Raw genomic sequence first — 15,920 nt, 5'->3', positions numbered from 1 at the left:
ACCATGTATTCTGTCACCCGAAGCTTTGGTCTGAAGGGCCTGAACGGCTTTGCCGTAGCGGTAGAAGCCGACGTCTCCGGCGGTCTGCCCGCATTTTCCATCGTAGGCCTGCCGGATTCCGCTGTGCGCGAAAGTGCAGACCGCGTGCGTGCCGCCATCAAGAATCTGGGGTTCAAGTTCCCGGACCGGCGCATCACCATCAATCTGGCCCCGGCCGATGTCCGCAAGACCGGCCCGGTGTATGATCTGCCCCTGCTGCTTGCGCTTCTTATTTCCAGCGGCCAGCTGGAGGCCGTCCCGTCGGATGCTGCCTTTCTGGGCGAGCTGGCGTTGGACGGCACCCTGCGGCCGGTATCCGGCGTTCTGCCCATGGCTCTGGCCGCTGCCGAAAGCGGCATCCGCGCCCTGTATGTCCCCGCCGAGAACGCCGCAGAAGCTGCCGAGGCCTGCGCCGATGGAATGGCGGTCTACCCCGCCCATACAGCCCGTGAGGTAGTGGATGCGCTGAAGGGAATCTCGTCCCTGTCCCCTGCCGCCGCCGTGCCCTTTGATCCGGCAGAAGCCTGGGCACAGGTGCCGGATTTTGCGGACGTACTGGGCCAGTCTCTGGCGCGGCGTGCCATGGTCATTGCCGCTTCCGGCGGACACAACGTTTTGCTGATCGGCGCACCCGGCACCGGCAAATCCATGCTGGCAAAGCGCCTGCCCGGCATCCTGCCGCCGCTCACCCGGGAGGAAGCCGTGGAGACCACCAAGATCTACTCCATTGCGGGCCAGCTGCCGCAGGGACATGGGCTCGTCTCTGTACGCCCCTTCCGCAGCCCGCACCACTCAGCCAGTGCCGCAGCGCTGGCTGGCGGCGGTGCGCAGTTCCGGCCCGGCGAGTGCAGCCTTGCCAACTGCGGCGTGCTGTTTCTGGACGAGCTCCCGGAGTTTTCCCGCGAGAGTCTGGAGGTCCTGCGCCAGCCTTTGGAGGATGGTCAGATCACGGTCAGCCGCGCGGCAGGCAGCGCCACCTATCCCAGCCATTTCCAGCTGGTGGCAGCCATGAACCCCTGCAAATGCGGCTACTACGGTCATCCCACCCGGCAGTGCACCTGCTCACCCAGTGCCGTGCGGCAGTACCGCAGCCGGGTGTCCGGTCCGCTGCTGGATCGTATCGACCTGTGCGTAGAGATGGACCCCATCGCCTTTGACGAGCTGCACACATCGGCTCCCTCCGAGAGCAGCGCCGACCTGCGCAAACAGGTGCTTGCCGCCCGGGCCATTCAGGCGAAGCGCTATGCCGCCCCGGGTTTTGAGGGCGTGCTCTGCAACGCCCAGCTCACCGCCGGGCAGGTGCGGCGCGTCTGCCGCATGACCCCCGCCGCCGAGCAGCTGCTGCGTGCCTCCTACGACGCTTTGGGCCTTTCCGCCCGCGCCCATGACCGCATCCTGCGGGTGGCCCGCACGGTGGCCGATCTGGCAGGCAAACAGCTGCTGGATGAGGACTGTGTGCTGGAAGCCCTGCAGTACCGGGCACAGGAAAAAGTAGAAGTATAAATGCCTTTCCGTCTTTGCTTCGCAGATCCGCCTTCCCCGAAAAGGGAAAGGTTTGTGCAGCTTACCGTTACGCGCAAAAAAGCCATCTGTATCTTTCCAAATGCTCAATACGAGCAGAAGATCACAGATGGCTTTTTATAATTGCTTTTTAGAATCTGCGCCATGTATCCGGCAGGAACAGCACCAGCATCGGGAAGATCTCCAGACGGCCGGCCAGCATGTCGAAGATCATCACCAGCTTTGCAGGGTTCGTAAAGCTGCCAAAGTTCATCATGGGGCCCACCTGCGCAAGGCCCGGGCCGATGTTGTTCAAGGTAGCTGCAATGGCTGTGAAGTTCGTCACCATATCAAAGCCATCCAGACTGATGAGCAGGAAGGATACCACGAAGATGAAGAAATACGCGCCCATAAACACATTGGTGGTGCGGATGGTCTCGTGGTTGAGCAGCTTGCCGTCCATGCGGACGGGGGCCACCACCTGCGGGTGCAGTGCCTGCTTGAGCTCCTTGCCCAAGGTCTTGCCCAGAATGAGGAGGCGGCTCACCTTGATGCCGCCGCCGGTGCTGCCTGCGCAGGCACCAATGAACATGAGCACCACCAGAATTTCTTTGGAGAGGGTGGGCCACAGGTCAAAGTCACAGCTGGAAAAGCCAGTGGTCGTGATGATGGAGCCCACCTGAAAGGCTGCCTGACGCAGCGCTTCGCCAAAGTTGTTGTAGATGCTGTAGATGTTGGCCGTGATGAGGCCCACCGCTGCCAGGATCACCACAAAGTAGCCGCGCACCTCCTCGCTGATGACGCGGTTGAATTTGCGCAGCAGCAGCAGGAAGTAGGCATTGAAGTTGACGCCGAACAGGATCATGAAAATGGTCACGACCCACTGGATGTAGGGAGAAAAGCTGGTAAAGCTGTCATTCTTGAAGCCGAAGCCGCCGGTGCCCGCCGTGCCGAAGGCCGTGAGCATGGACTCAAACAGCGGCATGCCGCCCAGCATCAGGAATACCAGCTCCAGCACGGTGAGTGCAAAATAGATGCCGTACAGGATCTTTGCGGTAGACTGCACCTTGGGCACCAGCTTATCCACCTGAGGGCCGGGGCTTTCTGCCTTCATCAGGTTGACGTGGGAGCCGCCGGTCAGGGGCAGCAGCGAGAGCAGGAACACCAGAACGCCCATGCCGCCGATCCAGTGGGTGAAGCTGCGCCAGAACAGGATGCCCTTGGGCAGATCGTCTACCCCGGGCAGGATGCTGGCACCGGTGGTGGTAAAGCCGGACACTGTCTCAAACAGGGCGTCCACCGGGTTCGGGATGCAGCCCGTCACCACAAACGGAACGGCACCCACGATGGAAATGACGATCCAGCTCAGCGAGGTAGCTGCAAAGCCCTCCCGCATATAGAATACCTTGCTTTGGGGCTTGATGCCGCGCAGGGCGTAGCCGATGGCGGCGCTGACTGCCGCCGTGATCAGAAACACGCCCAGCACGAACCATTCGCCGTAGAATCCGCTGGCCGCTGCGGGCAGCAGCAGCAGCGCGCCTTCGATCATCAGCACATAGCCCAGCAGACGGAAAACGATCGCATAATTCATAGTCTGCCTCCGTCAACCCTCTGCGCCCTTATCCAGAATATCGCGCAGATCATGCAGACCATGCTCCAGCGTGACCACGATCACGTTGTCGCCCACCTGGATCTGGTCGCCGCCGCGCGGGTATCAGGATCTGATGGCCGCGGGTGATGCAGCACAGCAGCAGGTTCTTTTTCAGGTGCAGCTGGCTCAGGGGGACACCCGTGGCAGCGCTTTCCTCGTGGACGGTAAATTCCAGCGCTTCCACGCGGTCGTCCAGAATGCGGTACAGCGTCTTGATGTTGCTACCCGCTTCGTTCTGCAGTGCACGCACATACTGCACGATGTAATCGCAGGTCATGTACTTGGGGTAGACCACGCTGCCCAGATCCAGACCGGCCAGAATATCATCGAACTCCAGACGGTTGACTTTGGTGACCAGCTTGCCCTTGGAGTGCTTTTTGGCAAACAGGGTCAGCAGCACGTTCTCTTCGTCGATGTTGGTCAGGGCCACAAAAGCTTCGGTGGACTCCATGCCCTCGGACAGCAGGAATTCGCGGTTGGAGCCGTCCTCGTTCAGGATCTGTGCGCCGGGCAGCTGTTCTGCCAGCTCCATGCAGCGGGCAGGGTCGCGCTCCACGATGCGCACCCGCACATGGTTTTCCAGCAATTCCTGACTCAGATAGAAGGCAATGGCACCGCCGCCCACGATGAAGGCATTGCGCACCGGGCGTACCGGCAGATGGATGCGCTGGAAGAACTCGTGGGCCTTTTCCTGTGTAGCAAGGAAGGTGACCTGATCGCCGTTCTGCAGCACAAAGTTACCGTTCGGGATGATGACGCCGCCGCTGCGCTCCACAGCACACACCAGAATATCGCTCTTCAGGCGGGTGGGATCTCGCGGATGGCCACGCCGTCCAGCCCCTGCTCTGCAGTGAGTGCAAACTTGATCAGCCGCACACGGCCGTCTGCAAAGGTGTCGATCTTGCTTGCGCCCGGGAAGCGCAGCAGATGGGAGATCTCCTTTGCTGCAGCCATTTCCGGATTGATGATGGCCGAAATGCCGATCTGCTTTTTGATAAAGTCCAGCTCATGACTGTAGGACGGGTTGCGCACACGGGCGATTGCATGGCAGTGGCCCGCCTTTTTGGCAAACATGCAGCACAGCAGGTTCAGCTCATCCGAACCGGTCACGGCAATGAACACATCCGCATCTTCAATGCCGGCCTCTGCCAGCGTGGTGATCGAGGAACCGTTGCCCACGATACCCAGCACATCATAGCTTTCAGTCAGATGTTCCACACGCGCTTTGTTGGTGTCCACAATGGTCACATTATGGTCTTCCTCACTGAGCTGCCGCGCCAGCGCAGTGCCAACCTTGCCGCCGCCCACCAGAATGATCTTCATAACAAGTCCTTTCTCTTTCCGCGTCCCTTCTGCCGGGACAGCACAAGTCCATCATAGTATAGCATATCTCCTGCCAAAGTTCCACTGTTTTCCATGTTATGCAACAAAACCTGCCAAATGACGCAAAAAAGCCCCGGGAGATACCGTCCCGGAAGCTTTTATTTCATTTAATAGCGCGCCACGCCGTCCTTTGTCACAAGCGCATATACCAGCGGAGCTTCCTCCGGCTTTTCGGTGCCATACACAAGGCCGCTGCGGTACTCGGCTGCAGCAGCCTCAAACTTGTCTGCTGCGCCGTAGAAGGTAGCCAGACTCTCGCCCTTCTTTACGTAGTCGCCGCGCTTTTTATGCAGGGTGATGCCGGCGGCAAAGTCCAGCGGGTCGCCCTTTTTCTGTCGGCCCGCACCCAGCAGCACGCTGGCAGAGCCAATTTTCTCGGCATCGTTCGCCACAATGTAACCGTCCTGCTCTGCCAGCAGCTCAAAGCTTGCCGCAGGCTGCTCAAACAGGCTGTAGTCGTCCAGCACGCGGGTATCACCGCCCTGTGCCGCAAACATCTCCTTGCACTTTGCAAAGGCAGAGCCGTCGGCGATCACCGCCTCGGCCATGGCGCGGCACTGGGCAGGAGTGCCCTTATCGGCCAGCACCAGCATGTTCGTCGCCAGCTGCAGGCAGACCTCGGTCAGGTCGGCGGGGCCATGGCCCTTGAGCACATCCATGCTTTCCATGACCTCCAGACTGTTGCCGATGTTATGGCCCAGCGGGGTGTCCATATCGGTGATCATAGCGGCAACGCGGCGGCCATGGTGGGTACCGATGGAGACCATCAGCTTGGCCAGCTCAATGCTCTGGTCTACCGTCTTCATAAAAGCTCCGGTGCCGGTGGTCACATCCAGCAGGATGGCGTCCGAGCCGGAAGCCAGCTTTTTGGACATGATGCTGGACGCGATGAGCGGGATGCAGCTGACGGTTGCGGTCACATCCCGCAGGGCATACATCTTTTTATCGGCAATGGCAATTCCCTCGCTCTGGCCAATGACCGACAGGCCGATCCTGTTCACCTGCGCAAAGAACTCCTCCTGCGAGAGGGCGGTTCTGGTGCCGGGCACGCTTTCCATCTTATCGATGGTGCCGCCGGTATGGCCAAGGCCCCGGCCGCTCATCTTGGCGATCTTCACGCCGCAGGCTGCGACGATCGGTGCAATGACCAGCGTGGTCTTGTCACCCACGCCGCCGGTGGAGTGCTTGTCCACCTTGATGCCCGGAATGGGCGAAAGATCCACCATTACACCGCTGTGAGCCATCACGTCGGTCAGCTCTGCGGTCTCTTCATCGGTCATGCCGCGCAGATAGACAGCCATCATCCATGCAGCCATCTGGTAATCAGTCACTTCTCCGCTGACATAGCCATTGACGATCTGCTCCAGCTCCTCACGGCTGTGCGTACCGCCGTCACGCTTTTTTGCAATCAGATCATAAATGCGCATCGTATCACGCTCCTCGTTTTTTCAATAGTACGACATTGTAAGATATAGTATAGCAAAATTCCAAACAAAAGCAAGTATTATTCTGTAAATTTTGCCCAATTTTAAGCCAAAAAGGGCGCAGCCGCCCGAAAAAGCAGCTGCGCCCTTTTTTTGGATCACGAGTCGTCGTTTTAGCGGGATCCCTTGTCGTAGGGGATGCCCTCTGCCTTGGGTGCCATGCTGTTCTTGGAGGTAAACGCCAGAATGATCATGGACGCCACGAACGGCATCATGTTGTAGATGTTGCTGGACCAGTGCAGCTGCGCCAGGAAGGTAGAGTCTGCAATGTTTGCCAGACTCTTGAACACAGCAAAGAACATAGCTGCGCCAAAGATGTTGAAGGGCTTCCACTGGCCAAAGATCATAACAGCCATAGCCAGGAAGCCTGCACCGGCCACACCCACCTCAAAGTTCCAGGTCTGAACCGGGGGCACGATGTAGGCCATACCGCCGATCGCACCCAGTGCACCGGAAATGACAACACCGGCATAACGCATCTTGTAGACGTTGATGCCCACAGAGTCCGCTGCCTGCGGATGCTCGCCGCAGGCACGCAGGCGCAGGCCAAAGCGGGTCTTGTACAGCACCACATAGCTGATAATCAGCAGAATGATGCCCAGCGGCACAAAAATGCTCAGCTCCAGCCCGCCGATGCTGAACAGGAAGGGCTTGTTGGTGTAGTTCAGCTTTGCACTGCCGCTATCGCTGAAATTCTTGGCAAGAACCACCGCGATGGCCGTGGCCAGCAGGTTCAGGGCCGTACCGCCGATGGTCTGATCCGCCTTCAGATTGATGGAGGCAAAGGCCAGCAGCAGACTGTACACCATACCGGCCAGTGCCGCCACCAGAACAGAGATCAGCACCACGAGGAAGACCGGCATTTCGGCAGGCAGCATGGTCAGGGTGAGAACACCCGCCACACCGCCAATGACCATGATGCCTTCCAGTGCGATGTTGATGATGCCGGAGTGCTCGCTGAACATACCGCCCAGTGCCACCAGCATCAGAACGATGCCATACAGCAGCGTATATTTGATCAGAAGCAGCATATCACTTGCCCTCCTTTTCGGTTGCAGGTTTTGCAGGAGCAGCAGGCTCTGCGTTCACGTTGGTCTTGTCGGCATTCCTGAACAGCAGTGCGTGGATCCTGCCGCGGAACAGCATGGAGAATGCGCACAGGTAGATGATGATGCCGCTGATCAGATCCGAGATCTCAGTGGGGTAATACTTGGTGGAAAGGAAGGAACCGCCCACCGAGATATGGGAAATGAAGATGGCCGAGAAGATGGTGCCGATGGGGTTGGAGCTTGCCAGCAGTGCAACGGAAATGCCGTTAAAGCCCATCGTCGGCAGGCTGGTGGAGTTCAGCGGGTTCCACTGGGACACATTGGAAAGGTAGTACAGGCCCGCACCAAAACCGGCCAGCGCACCGGCAATGGCCATGGAGAGGATGATGTTCTTCTTCTCGTTGATGCCGGCGTAGCGAGCAGCGCTCTTGTTCAGGCCGACTGCCTTGAGCTCATAGCCGAAGGTGGTCTTGTTCAGCACCACCCAGATCAGAACTGCCACTGCTGCCGCCAGAAAGATTGCGATGGTGGTGCTGTTGGTCTGGAACAGTTTGTTCAGTCCAAAGTCCGGGATGATGGACTGGGCGTAATCGGCGTTCTTGCTCAGGTTCATGGTACGGGTGTTACGCACATCGTACATGGGGCCGGTGCCGTTCTGGTAAATGAGCTCATTGACCAGATACAGGCCGATCCAGTTGAACATGATGGAGGTAATGACCTCGTTGATGTTGAAGTAGGCCTTGAAGAAGCCGGGGATCGCACCCCAGAGACCGCCCAGAATGGTGGCGGCGATCAGACAGACGAACCATGGCAGCTTGAGCATGATGGCGCAGTACAGAGCGCCGTAAGCGCCCAGCGTGTACTGACCCGCCGCGCCGATGTTGAACAGGCCGGTCTTGAAGGCAAACGCCACGGACAGACCGGTCATAATAAGGGGAGCCGCATTTGCCAGCTCCTTGCCGACGCCATAGGGTGCGTCATGGAAGCCGCCCTTCAGGATGCGCACAAAGCCGTCGCCCCATGCGTGCGCCGGGTTGATGGCCAGCAGCACCAGAAAACCGACCACAAGGCCGATCAGGATGCACAGCAGAGCAGCCAGCACACTGGTGATGGAGCTGTTCAGACTGCTGTGGGAAAGTTTTTTCTTGTTCATGTGTTATTTGCTCTCCTTTCCCTGCTTGCGTGCGCCTGCCATATACAGGCCCAACTCCTGCACGGTGGTGGTCTTGGGGTCAAATTCGCCCACGACCTCGCCCTCGTACATCACAAGGATGCGGTCGGACAGGTTCATCACCTCGTCCAGCTCCAGACTGACCAGCAGCACGGCCGTGCCCTTATCGCGCTCGGCCACGATCTGGCGGTGGATGTATTCAATTGCACCAACGTCCAGACCGCGGGTGGGCTGGACTGCCACCAAGAGCTTCGGATCCTTATCGATCTCGCGGGCAATGATGGCCTTCTGCTGGTTGCCGCCGGACATGCTGCGCACGGTGGTCAGACTGCCCTGACCGCTGCGCACATCATACTGCGCGATCAGCTTATCGGAGTATTCCCGCACCTTATCGCTGCGGATAAAGCCGCCCTTCTGGAACTCCGGCTGCCAGTAACGCTGCAGCACCATGTTGTTTTCCAGACTGTAGTCCAGCACCAGACCGTGCTTGTGACGGTCCTCCGGGATGTGGCTCATGCCGTCCTTGGAGCGCTGACGAATGGTCTCATTGGTGATGTCCTTGCCGTCCAGCATGATCTTGCCGCTGCTGATTTTTTCCAGACCGGTCAGGCCGTAGACGAACTCGGTCTGGCCGTTGCCCTCGATGCCTGCAAGGCAGACGATCTCGCCCGCGTGTACCTGAAAAGAGACATCCCGGACTGCGTCCTTCTTGTGCTGGGCATTGTGCATGGTGACGTTTTTCACATCCAGCACCACCCTGCCGGGGTCTGCGGGCTTTTTGTCCACCTGCAGCTGCACATCGCGGCCCACCATCATGCGGGAAAGCTCTTCCTTGGTGGTATCCTTGATGTCCACAGTACCCATGCATTTGCCCTTGCGCAGAACTGTGCAGCGGTCTGCCACAGCCATGATCTCGTTGAGCTTGTGGGTAATGAACAGGATGGACTTGCCCTCCTTCTTGAACCCGCGCATGATCTCCATCAGTTCGTCGATCTCCTGCGGGGTCAGCACTGCCGTGGGCTCGTCGAAGATCAGGATCTCGTTGTCGCGGTACAGCATCTTCAGGATCTCAACGCGCTGCTGCATACCAACAGAAATATCGCTGATCAGTGCATCCGGGTCCACGCGCAGGCCGTACTTTTCGCTCAGGGCCATTACCTTTTTGCGTGCCTCAGCCTTCTGCAAAAAGCCCATCTTGTTGGGCTCCACGCCCAGAATGATGTTGTCCAGCACGCTGAAGCATTCCACCAGCTTGAAGTGCTGGTGCACCATGCCGATGCCCAGTGCATTTGCATCATTGGGGTTGCGGATGGCAACCTCCTTGCCGTTTTTGCGGATCTGACCAGCTTCCGGCTGGTACAGGCCAAACAGCACGCTCATCAGCGTACTTTTGCCGGCGCCGTTCTCGCCCAGCAGGGCATGTACCTCGCCTTTGCGCAGCTGCAGGGTGATATCGTCGTTTGCCTTGATCCCAGGGAACTCCTTGGTAATGTGGAGCATTTCGATCACAAAATCCTCTGCCAATCTGCTCACTCTCCTTTCGTGTCGTTTCGACACTGATACTTCTTTAGTATTCATTATACATGATTTGCGGCAATTTGCACATGTCTTTTTTGCTTTTTGGCAGAAAGCACAGATAATAGTATTACTTTTGTATCTTTTTCACGAAGAGTCCGCTGCATTTTTTCCGCATTACGCCAATAGCTGACAGAAAAAGCGGAGCACCCCGCTACAGGATGCCCCGCTTTAAAAAGACCTATCGATCGTCCGCAGGCAGGCCTGCCGGACAATACCTTACTGGATGTAGTTGACAGTGGTGAACTCGCTGACGGTGGGCTTGGTGGCGTCGTCGGAGCTGTTATCAACAGTGATCTCGCCGCTCTTGATCTTGCCCTTGACTTCCTCGTACTCGTCGGTGGTGAAGGACTCGAAGTTCCAGCTGTCTGCATCGGTGGGCAGGCCGATATAATCGCCGTCCTCCAGACCAAAGTTGCCATTGGAACCTGCGATGTCGCCCCAGCTGCCGGCATCGATATCAGACAGAGCAGTGTTGACAGCCTCGGACAGGCCCTTCATAGCGGAGGTGATGAACGGGTTGTAAGCGTAGGTGCCATCTGCAACGCCGTTTGCACCGATGTAGTTCTGGTCAACGTCAACGCCGATGACGTAGCCGTTGTTCTTCAGAGCAGCCTCAACAGCGGAGGTATAGATACCGCCGCCGCAGGCAAAGACGACCTGAGTGCCGTTGGAGTACCAGCCCTCCATACGGGAGGTGATGTTTGCATCGCCGTAGAACTGGCCACCGTAGAAGTAGTTGATCTCGATGTTCTGGCCCAGCTCAGCAGCAGCGGCGTCAGCGCCCTGCACGAAGCCGTAACCGTAACGGATAACAGCGGGAACAGCCATGCCGCCCAGGAAGCCCAGCTTGGTCTTGCCGTCCTTTGTAATGGCGTAGCCTGCCAGATAGCCTGCCTGCTCCTCCTTGAAGGTGATGCAGTAGCAGTTGGCGGGGATGGCGTCGGTGCCGATATCGCCCTGAGTCACATCGATGGCGATGAACTTGACATCGGGATACTGGTCAGCAGCCCATGCCAGAGAAGCGCCGTACAGGTAGCCGACACAGACGATCACATCAGCGCCGTCGTTGACAGCCTGACGGATCATGGTCTCGCGGTCCTCATCGGAAGCGTCAGCCTCGGGGATGTAGTACTGGCAGTCATCGCCCATGTAGCCGGAAACAGCAGTCCAGCATGCCTGGTTGAAGCTCTCATCATCGATCGTGCCGGTATCGCAGGTCAGAGCGACCTTGACGATCTTCTCACCGCCCTCAGCAGCAGAGGAAGCGGTAGAAGCAGCAGCGGAAGAAGCGGTGCTGGTAGAAGAAGCGGAAGAACCACCGCAGGCGGTCAGAGCAGCGGCAGCGGCAGCGGCGCCAGCCACAGCCAGGAAATTACGACGAGAAATCATCATAATCAAACTCTCCTTTATTTTTAATAAAAATTGCGTCAAATAAATAAAATGCGCAGAACTGCACATTTACTGGCTCAAGTATAGCGGCAAGCCGTGTCAGATGCAAGCAAATTCCGATTACAAAATCTTTACAATAATTTTGTAAGTTTTTATTAAAAGTAGTATTTATGCACAAATTTGCCGTAGTTCCGGCCATTTTCCGTGCACTTCCTGTGTTTTGCCGCACAATGCACGTATTGCCGTTGCTTTATTGTCCTGCAGTGCACCTCTGCGTTTTTATCCCGTCACTTCACGGCACGGTTGCCCGCCACATTGGAGGGGCCAAAGCCGAAGGGCAGCAGTTCGTCCATGCTGCGCTCGATAAAGTCTTCCGGTGTCTTTGCCATGATAACGTTCAGTTCCGGCCCGCCGAATTCAAACAAAGCCTGACGGCACACCCCGCAGGGGGAAGTGATCTGCTCGTTCACCTCACCGCGGCGGCTGCCCACCACAGCAATGTCGGTGAACTCGGTCACGCCCTCGGCCACCGCCTTGAACAGAGCCGTGCGCTCGGCACAGCTGGTGGGGGTAAAAGCAGCGTTCTCCACGTTGCAGCCGGTAAAAATGCGGCCGTCTCTGGCACGCAGGGCAGCACCCACCATAAAATCGCTGTAGGGCACATAGGCTTTTTCCCGTGCAGCCAGTGCCATGCGGATGAGCTCCTTCTTTTCCTCCAAAGTCAGATTGGTCATATCCGTCACTCCTTTTTGGATTTTCAGGGGGCGAAAACAGCGCGGCAAGCCCTTTTGCAGGCAAACCGCGCTGAAACGCATTTTTAACGCTTAGTATTCTGCGCCCAGTGCTACCTTCATCATGTCGGTAAAGCTCTTCTGGCGCTGCTCGGCCGTGGTGATCTCCGGCGAGACAAAGCTGTCGGAAATGGTCAGCAGACAGGCAGCATTCTTGCCCAGCACCTGTGCATTGGCAAACAGAGCAAAGCTCTCCATCTCCACGCACAGGCATCCGCGCTCATCGCGCAGCTTTTCCCAGTAGGTGGGCTTCGCATCGGAGGGCTGACGGTAGAACACATCCGAAGAGTGGATGTTGCCCTCGATGAGGGGGATGCCCTGCTTTGCGGCAGATGCGCGCAGCTTGTCGTTCAGGCTCTGGCTGGGCAGCGTGATGTCCCCTCCAAAGCCGCTCTGCACACGGGCATAGTTGCTCTCACTCACAGCACCGGCGGCCAGCACGGTATCAAACAGTCTGGCCTTGTCGGTATAGCTGCCGGCAGAGCCAATGCGGACGATGTTCTCTACATCGTAGAACTTGAACAGCTCATAGGAATAAATGCCAATGGACGGCATGCCCATGCCGCTGCCCATCACGCTGATGGGACGGCCCTCGTAGGTGCCGGTAAAACCCAGCATCCCGCGCACGCCGGTCACCTGACGGACATCCTTGAGGAAGGTGTCCGCAATGAATTTTGCGCGCAGAGGATCGCCCGGCATCAGGACGGTCTTTGCAAAATCGCCTTTTTCAGCACTGATGTGAGGGGTAGACATAAGATCATCTCTCCTTTTCTGTTACATAATACAGCAGATGGGCCTTCTCCGGAGAAAAAGCCCTCTGCAAACTTACCTATACTTTCTGCGGTTGAACACATTCTGCGGCGCGATGTAGCTGCCGTTGCGGCGGATCTCAAAGTGGCAGTGGTTGCCGCTGGAGCGTCCGGTGCTGCCCACATAGCCGATCAGCTGGCCCTGCTTGACCGACTGACCAGAGTGCACCGCCAGCGACAGACAGTGCGCATACACCGTGGTGTAGCCGCTGCCGTGGCTGATGATGACGGAGTAGCCGTAGCCCGTGCCGGCACCGGCCTTGTTGTAGCCTGCCTTGGTTACAGTGCCGCCTGCCGATGCGTAGATGGGCGTACCCGCTGCAGCGCAAATATCCACGCCCTTGTGACCGCTGCCGTACCAGCGCGAGCAGTAGCGGTAGCCGGGCACCGGCCAGATGAACTGACCGCTGCCGGTGATATAGGTGGTGCTGTTGGTCACCTTCTTGGTTCCCTTCACGATCTTTTCGGTGACAGGCTCCTGCACCACTTCCGTGCTCAGGATCTTCTGGGAAAGCTGGATGCCATCGGTGTTATAAACACGCTGCGCCGTGATCTGGCGCAGGCCGTTCACACCGTTCTGCACCGTTTTCTTGGTGCCCACCGTGTACTCGTTGGAGGTAGTGGTCTCGGTGGAGTAGGGGATCTCTTCCTGCCATGTTTCCACCTTGGTGATGCGCACTTCCAGCATGGCTTCCTGCTTGGTGACGATCAGTTCATCCCCTGCCTGAATGTTGGAGTTTTCATTTAACTGTGCGCCTTTGAAGCTGGGGTTCAGCTCACACAGCTCCCGGAAGGTCAGATCGTTTTTCTGGGCAATGCTCCACAGCGTATCGCCCATCTGCACAGTATAGATCTTTTCCTGCTGCTGCACACCGGAAAGCTGCTGCTCCACATCTGCTTCGTTCTGGAAGCTGTCGTTGAAGTAGATACCGTTCTCCAGCGTAACATCCTTATTGAAGCCCACGGTCATATTGGAATTTTCGGGGTCTTCATAGGGTTCCAGCAGGCTGCTCAGGTAGCTTTGCAATGCCGTGCCGTCATTGCACACGGCGGTCAGCTCGCCGTCCAAGTACAGGGCCGTGCCCTCGCTGATCTGGTCGCTGGCGCTCTTCAGGATGGCGTCTGCCATTTCGTTTTCATCTAGGGTCTTATGGGCCACGGTAACGGTGTAGGTAGGTTCCACGGTCCATTCCGTATGGTCGGTGCCGGCGTAATTGATACGCTCCTGCACTGCCTCACGGGCCGAATTGAACACGTCCTCGTTGGCCACATAGCCCACAGTCTGGCCGTTCACCTGCACTTCCAGCGCGTAGGGCTGGCGGATGGTATTGTTGAACACGGTCACCATGACTGCCAATGCACACACCGGCAGCACATACATGGCCATCCGCGGCAGGGTCCTGATATTGCGGCGCACGCCGCTGGTCAGATAATGTACACTTTCGCGGCAGGCCACGGCAAAGCCTTTTTCTTTGCGCACCCGATGGGCGTGGACCAGCAGGGAGCCGCAGCCCCGGAAGAACAGCCAGATGGGCCCGAACAGATCCCGGAACATCTGTGCAGCGCCCGGGAATGCGATGGCTGCCGTGTTCCTCAGCAATGCCGCAGCAGAGTGCCACAGCCACAGCCAGCTGCTGCGCAGGCCGCGTCCGGCACGGACGAATGCATATTCGGTGGAGTAGCCCAGCGCATACAGCGCCTCGCCAATAACCGGAACGGCAGCGTTCTGGGCGATCTTTCTGCTGAAATTGCTTACACGATTCTGCGTTTTACGGCGCAGCCGATGCCGGTGCAAAAGCCCCATGCACTGCAGCTGTGCCCAAAGGGAGCGCAGCTTCTGCCCCCACTTGGGCTTTGCCGGTGAGGCAGGCTGCTGCTCCTTTGTTTTATCTTCGATCAAAAGGTCTTTCTCCTTCCTTGCCGCCAGTGCACACAGCGGTGCGGGGGTAAGACGGCGGCGGTCTGAAACGTGCGCAGCCTTTCCAGCGGCTCTGCGCACGCAGTTATCTTATTTTATTATACACCCTGTCGGCATTGAAACAAGCATTGTCACAAAATTTGGCAGGTTCTTTCACTTACTTTTCACCAAAAAGCTGTTTCATGTCCTGCGGCAGGGGGCTTTCCACCGTGACCACCGTGCTGTGCTCACGCACCGGCACCTGTACACGGATGCCGTCCGGCTGTCCGGCATATACCGGTACCTGAAAGCTCTGCCTTGCGCAGTGCAGCGCCTGACGGCCAATGCGTGCTCTGCTTCCGCCGTAAAGATCATCCCCTGCCAGCGGGTGTCCGATGGACGCAAAATGCACCCGGATCTGGTGCGTGCGGCCAGTCACCGGCACACAGGCGGCAAGGCTCAGGCCGTTTTCTGCCTTTAATATGGTATACTCGGTGCGGCTGGGCTTGCCATCCGGGGTCACACACCGCCCGATAATGCTCTCGGCCTGACGGCCAATGGGCGCATCGATCACGCCCGGGCCCAGCGGCAGCTCTCCCTCCACAACGGCATAGTAGAGTTTTTCCACATTCCGGGCCAGCAGCGGCGCAGCGTAGGCGTGCTTCGCAGCCAGAACAAGGCCGCTGGTGTCCTTATCGATGCGGTTCACCGGGCGGAACACCGGGCTGATGCCCTGCTGCGCGGCCCATGCCGCATACCCGTTGGCAAGGGTATCGCAGGGGTAGTTCAGGGTTGGGTGCACGGCCAGATGAGGCGGCTTTTCCAGCACCACCGCAAACGCATCCTCATAGACCACCTTTACCGGGATCTCCGGCTGCGGGGCCACGCCGTCTCCCTCTGGCGGCAGCTCAAAGGACACCACCTGCCCCGGGTAGACCCGGCGGTTGGCAAGGACAGGCTCCCCTTCTGCAAAGAAGCCGCTGCCCCGGAACTTGACTGCACGGGCAAGCTCGGTGGAGACGGCACACTGGCGCAGAAAATTGCGCACAAGTACGCCGTCCTGCGTCTGCGGCGTCTGCGGCACGGTAAATTCCAGCTGTATACGTCCCACCCCCTGTGCAAAAAATATATGAATATTATACCAAAAAACGCTTCTACTTGCAAATCCTGCTTTTTTAT

The 15,920-nt window shown here is 58.0% G+C and carries 11 protein-coding genes and 1 pseudogene; 1 reads left to right on the top strand and 11 read right to left on the bottom strand.

From position 1 onward, the window contains the following. Positions 1-3 precede the first annotated feature (3 nt). On the top strand, positions 4-1,542 hold the full coding sequence (locus ACKXF7_RS10025; RefSeq protein WP_423741202.1) for a YifB family Mg chelatase-like AAA ATPase: 1,539 nt from the start codon (positions 4-6) through the stop codon (positions 1,540-1,542). A gap of 148 nt (positions 1,543-1,690) precedes the next feature. Here the strand turns inward: ACKXF7_RS10025 and ACKXF7_RS10020 are convergent, their stop codons facing one another. The 11 genes and pseudogenes from ACKXF7_RS10020 to ACKXF7_RS09970 all read right to left on the bottom strand — a co-directional run bounded on the left by ACKXF7_RS10020 (position 1,691) and on the right by ACKXF7_RS09970 (position 15,789). Beyond that, positions 1,691-3,130, bottom strand: coding sequence for a TrkH family potassium uptake protein (locus ACKXF7_RS10020; protein WP_423741201.1), 1,440 nt, complete (start codon positions 3,128-3,130; stop codon positions 1,691-1,693). Between the two features lie 12 nt (positions 3,131-3,142). Further along, positions 3,143-4,513: pseudogene (gene trkA, locus ACKXF7_RS10015) on the bottom strand (Trk system potassium transporter TrkA). A gap of 167 nt (positions 4,514-4,680) precedes the next feature. Next, the gene (locus ACKXF7_RS10010; protein WP_423741200.1) at positions 4,681-6,000 is read right to left on the bottom strand and encodes a thymidine phosphorylase; all 1,320 of its coding nucleotides are present in this window, start codon (positions 5,998-6,000) and stop codon (positions 4,681-4,683) included. Between the two features lie 170 nt (positions 6,001-6,170). Continuing rightward, positions 6,171-7,088: an ABC transporter permease gene (locus tag ACKXF7_RS10005; RefSeq protein WP_005940080.1), complete on the bottom strand. Its 918-nt coding sequence runs from the start codon at positions 7,086-7,088 to the stop codon at positions 6,171-6,173. Between the two features lies 1 nt (position 7,089). Beyond that, the gene (locus tag ACKXF7_RS10000) at positions 7,090-8,259 is read right to left on the bottom strand and encodes an ABC transporter permease (RefSeq protein WP_249236971.1); all 1,170 of its coding nucleotides are present in this window, start codon (positions 8,257-8,259) and stop codon (positions 7,090-7,092) included. Between the two features lie 3 nt (positions 8,260-8,262). Further along, complete coding sequence (locus ACKXF7_RS09995) at positions 8,263-9,777, bottom strand: ABC transporter ATP-binding protein (protein ID WP_348585181.1); 1,515 nt, start codon at positions 9,775-9,777, stop codon at positions 8,263-8,265. A 294-nt stretch (positions 9,778-10,071) separates the two neighbouring features. Further along, positions 10,072-11,247: a BMP family lipoprotein gene (locus ACKXF7_RS09990; protein ID WP_423741199.1), complete on the bottom strand. Its 1,176-nt coding sequence runs from the start codon at positions 11,245-11,247 to the stop codon at positions 10,072-10,074. Positions 11,248-11,531: 284 nt separating this feature from the next. Further along, entirely contained in the window at positions 11,532-11,978 is a 447-nt protein-coding gene (locus ACKXF7_RS09985) for a cytidine deaminase (RefSeq protein WP_249236973.1), read from the bottom strand. A gap of 90 nt (positions 11,979-12,068) precedes the next feature. Continuing rightward, positions 12,069-12,788 (bottom strand): purine-nucleoside phosphorylase, encoded by a 720-nt coding sequence (deoD, locus tag ACKXF7_RS09980; RefSeq protein WP_423741198.1) that lies wholly within the window; start codon positions 12,786-12,788, stop codon positions 12,069-12,071. Between the two features lie 72 nt (positions 12,789-12,860). Then, positions 12,861-14,744: a peptidoglycan DD-metalloendopeptidase family protein gene (locus ACKXF7_RS09975; protein ID WP_423741197.1), complete on the bottom strand. Its 1,884-nt coding sequence runs from the start codon at positions 14,742-14,744 to the stop codon at positions 12,861-12,863. Between the two features lie 175 nt (positions 14,745-14,919). Next, the gene (locus tag ACKXF7_RS09970) at positions 14,920-15,789 is read right to left on the bottom strand and encodes an RluA family pseudouridine synthase (protein ID WP_423741196.1); all 870 of its coding nucleotides are present in this window, start codon (positions 15,787-15,789) and stop codon (positions 14,920-14,922) included. Positions 15,790-15,920: the final 131 nt, after the last annotated feature.

This window comes from Faecalibacterium sp. 7, from assembly GCF_049562865.1.
Classification (GTDB): Bacteria; Bacillota; Clostridia; order Oscillospirales; family Ruminococcaceae; genus Faecalibacterium; species Faecalibacterium wellingii.
Note: the sequence above shows the minus strand (reverse complement) of the source record. Positions and strands in the feature narration are given on the sequence as shown.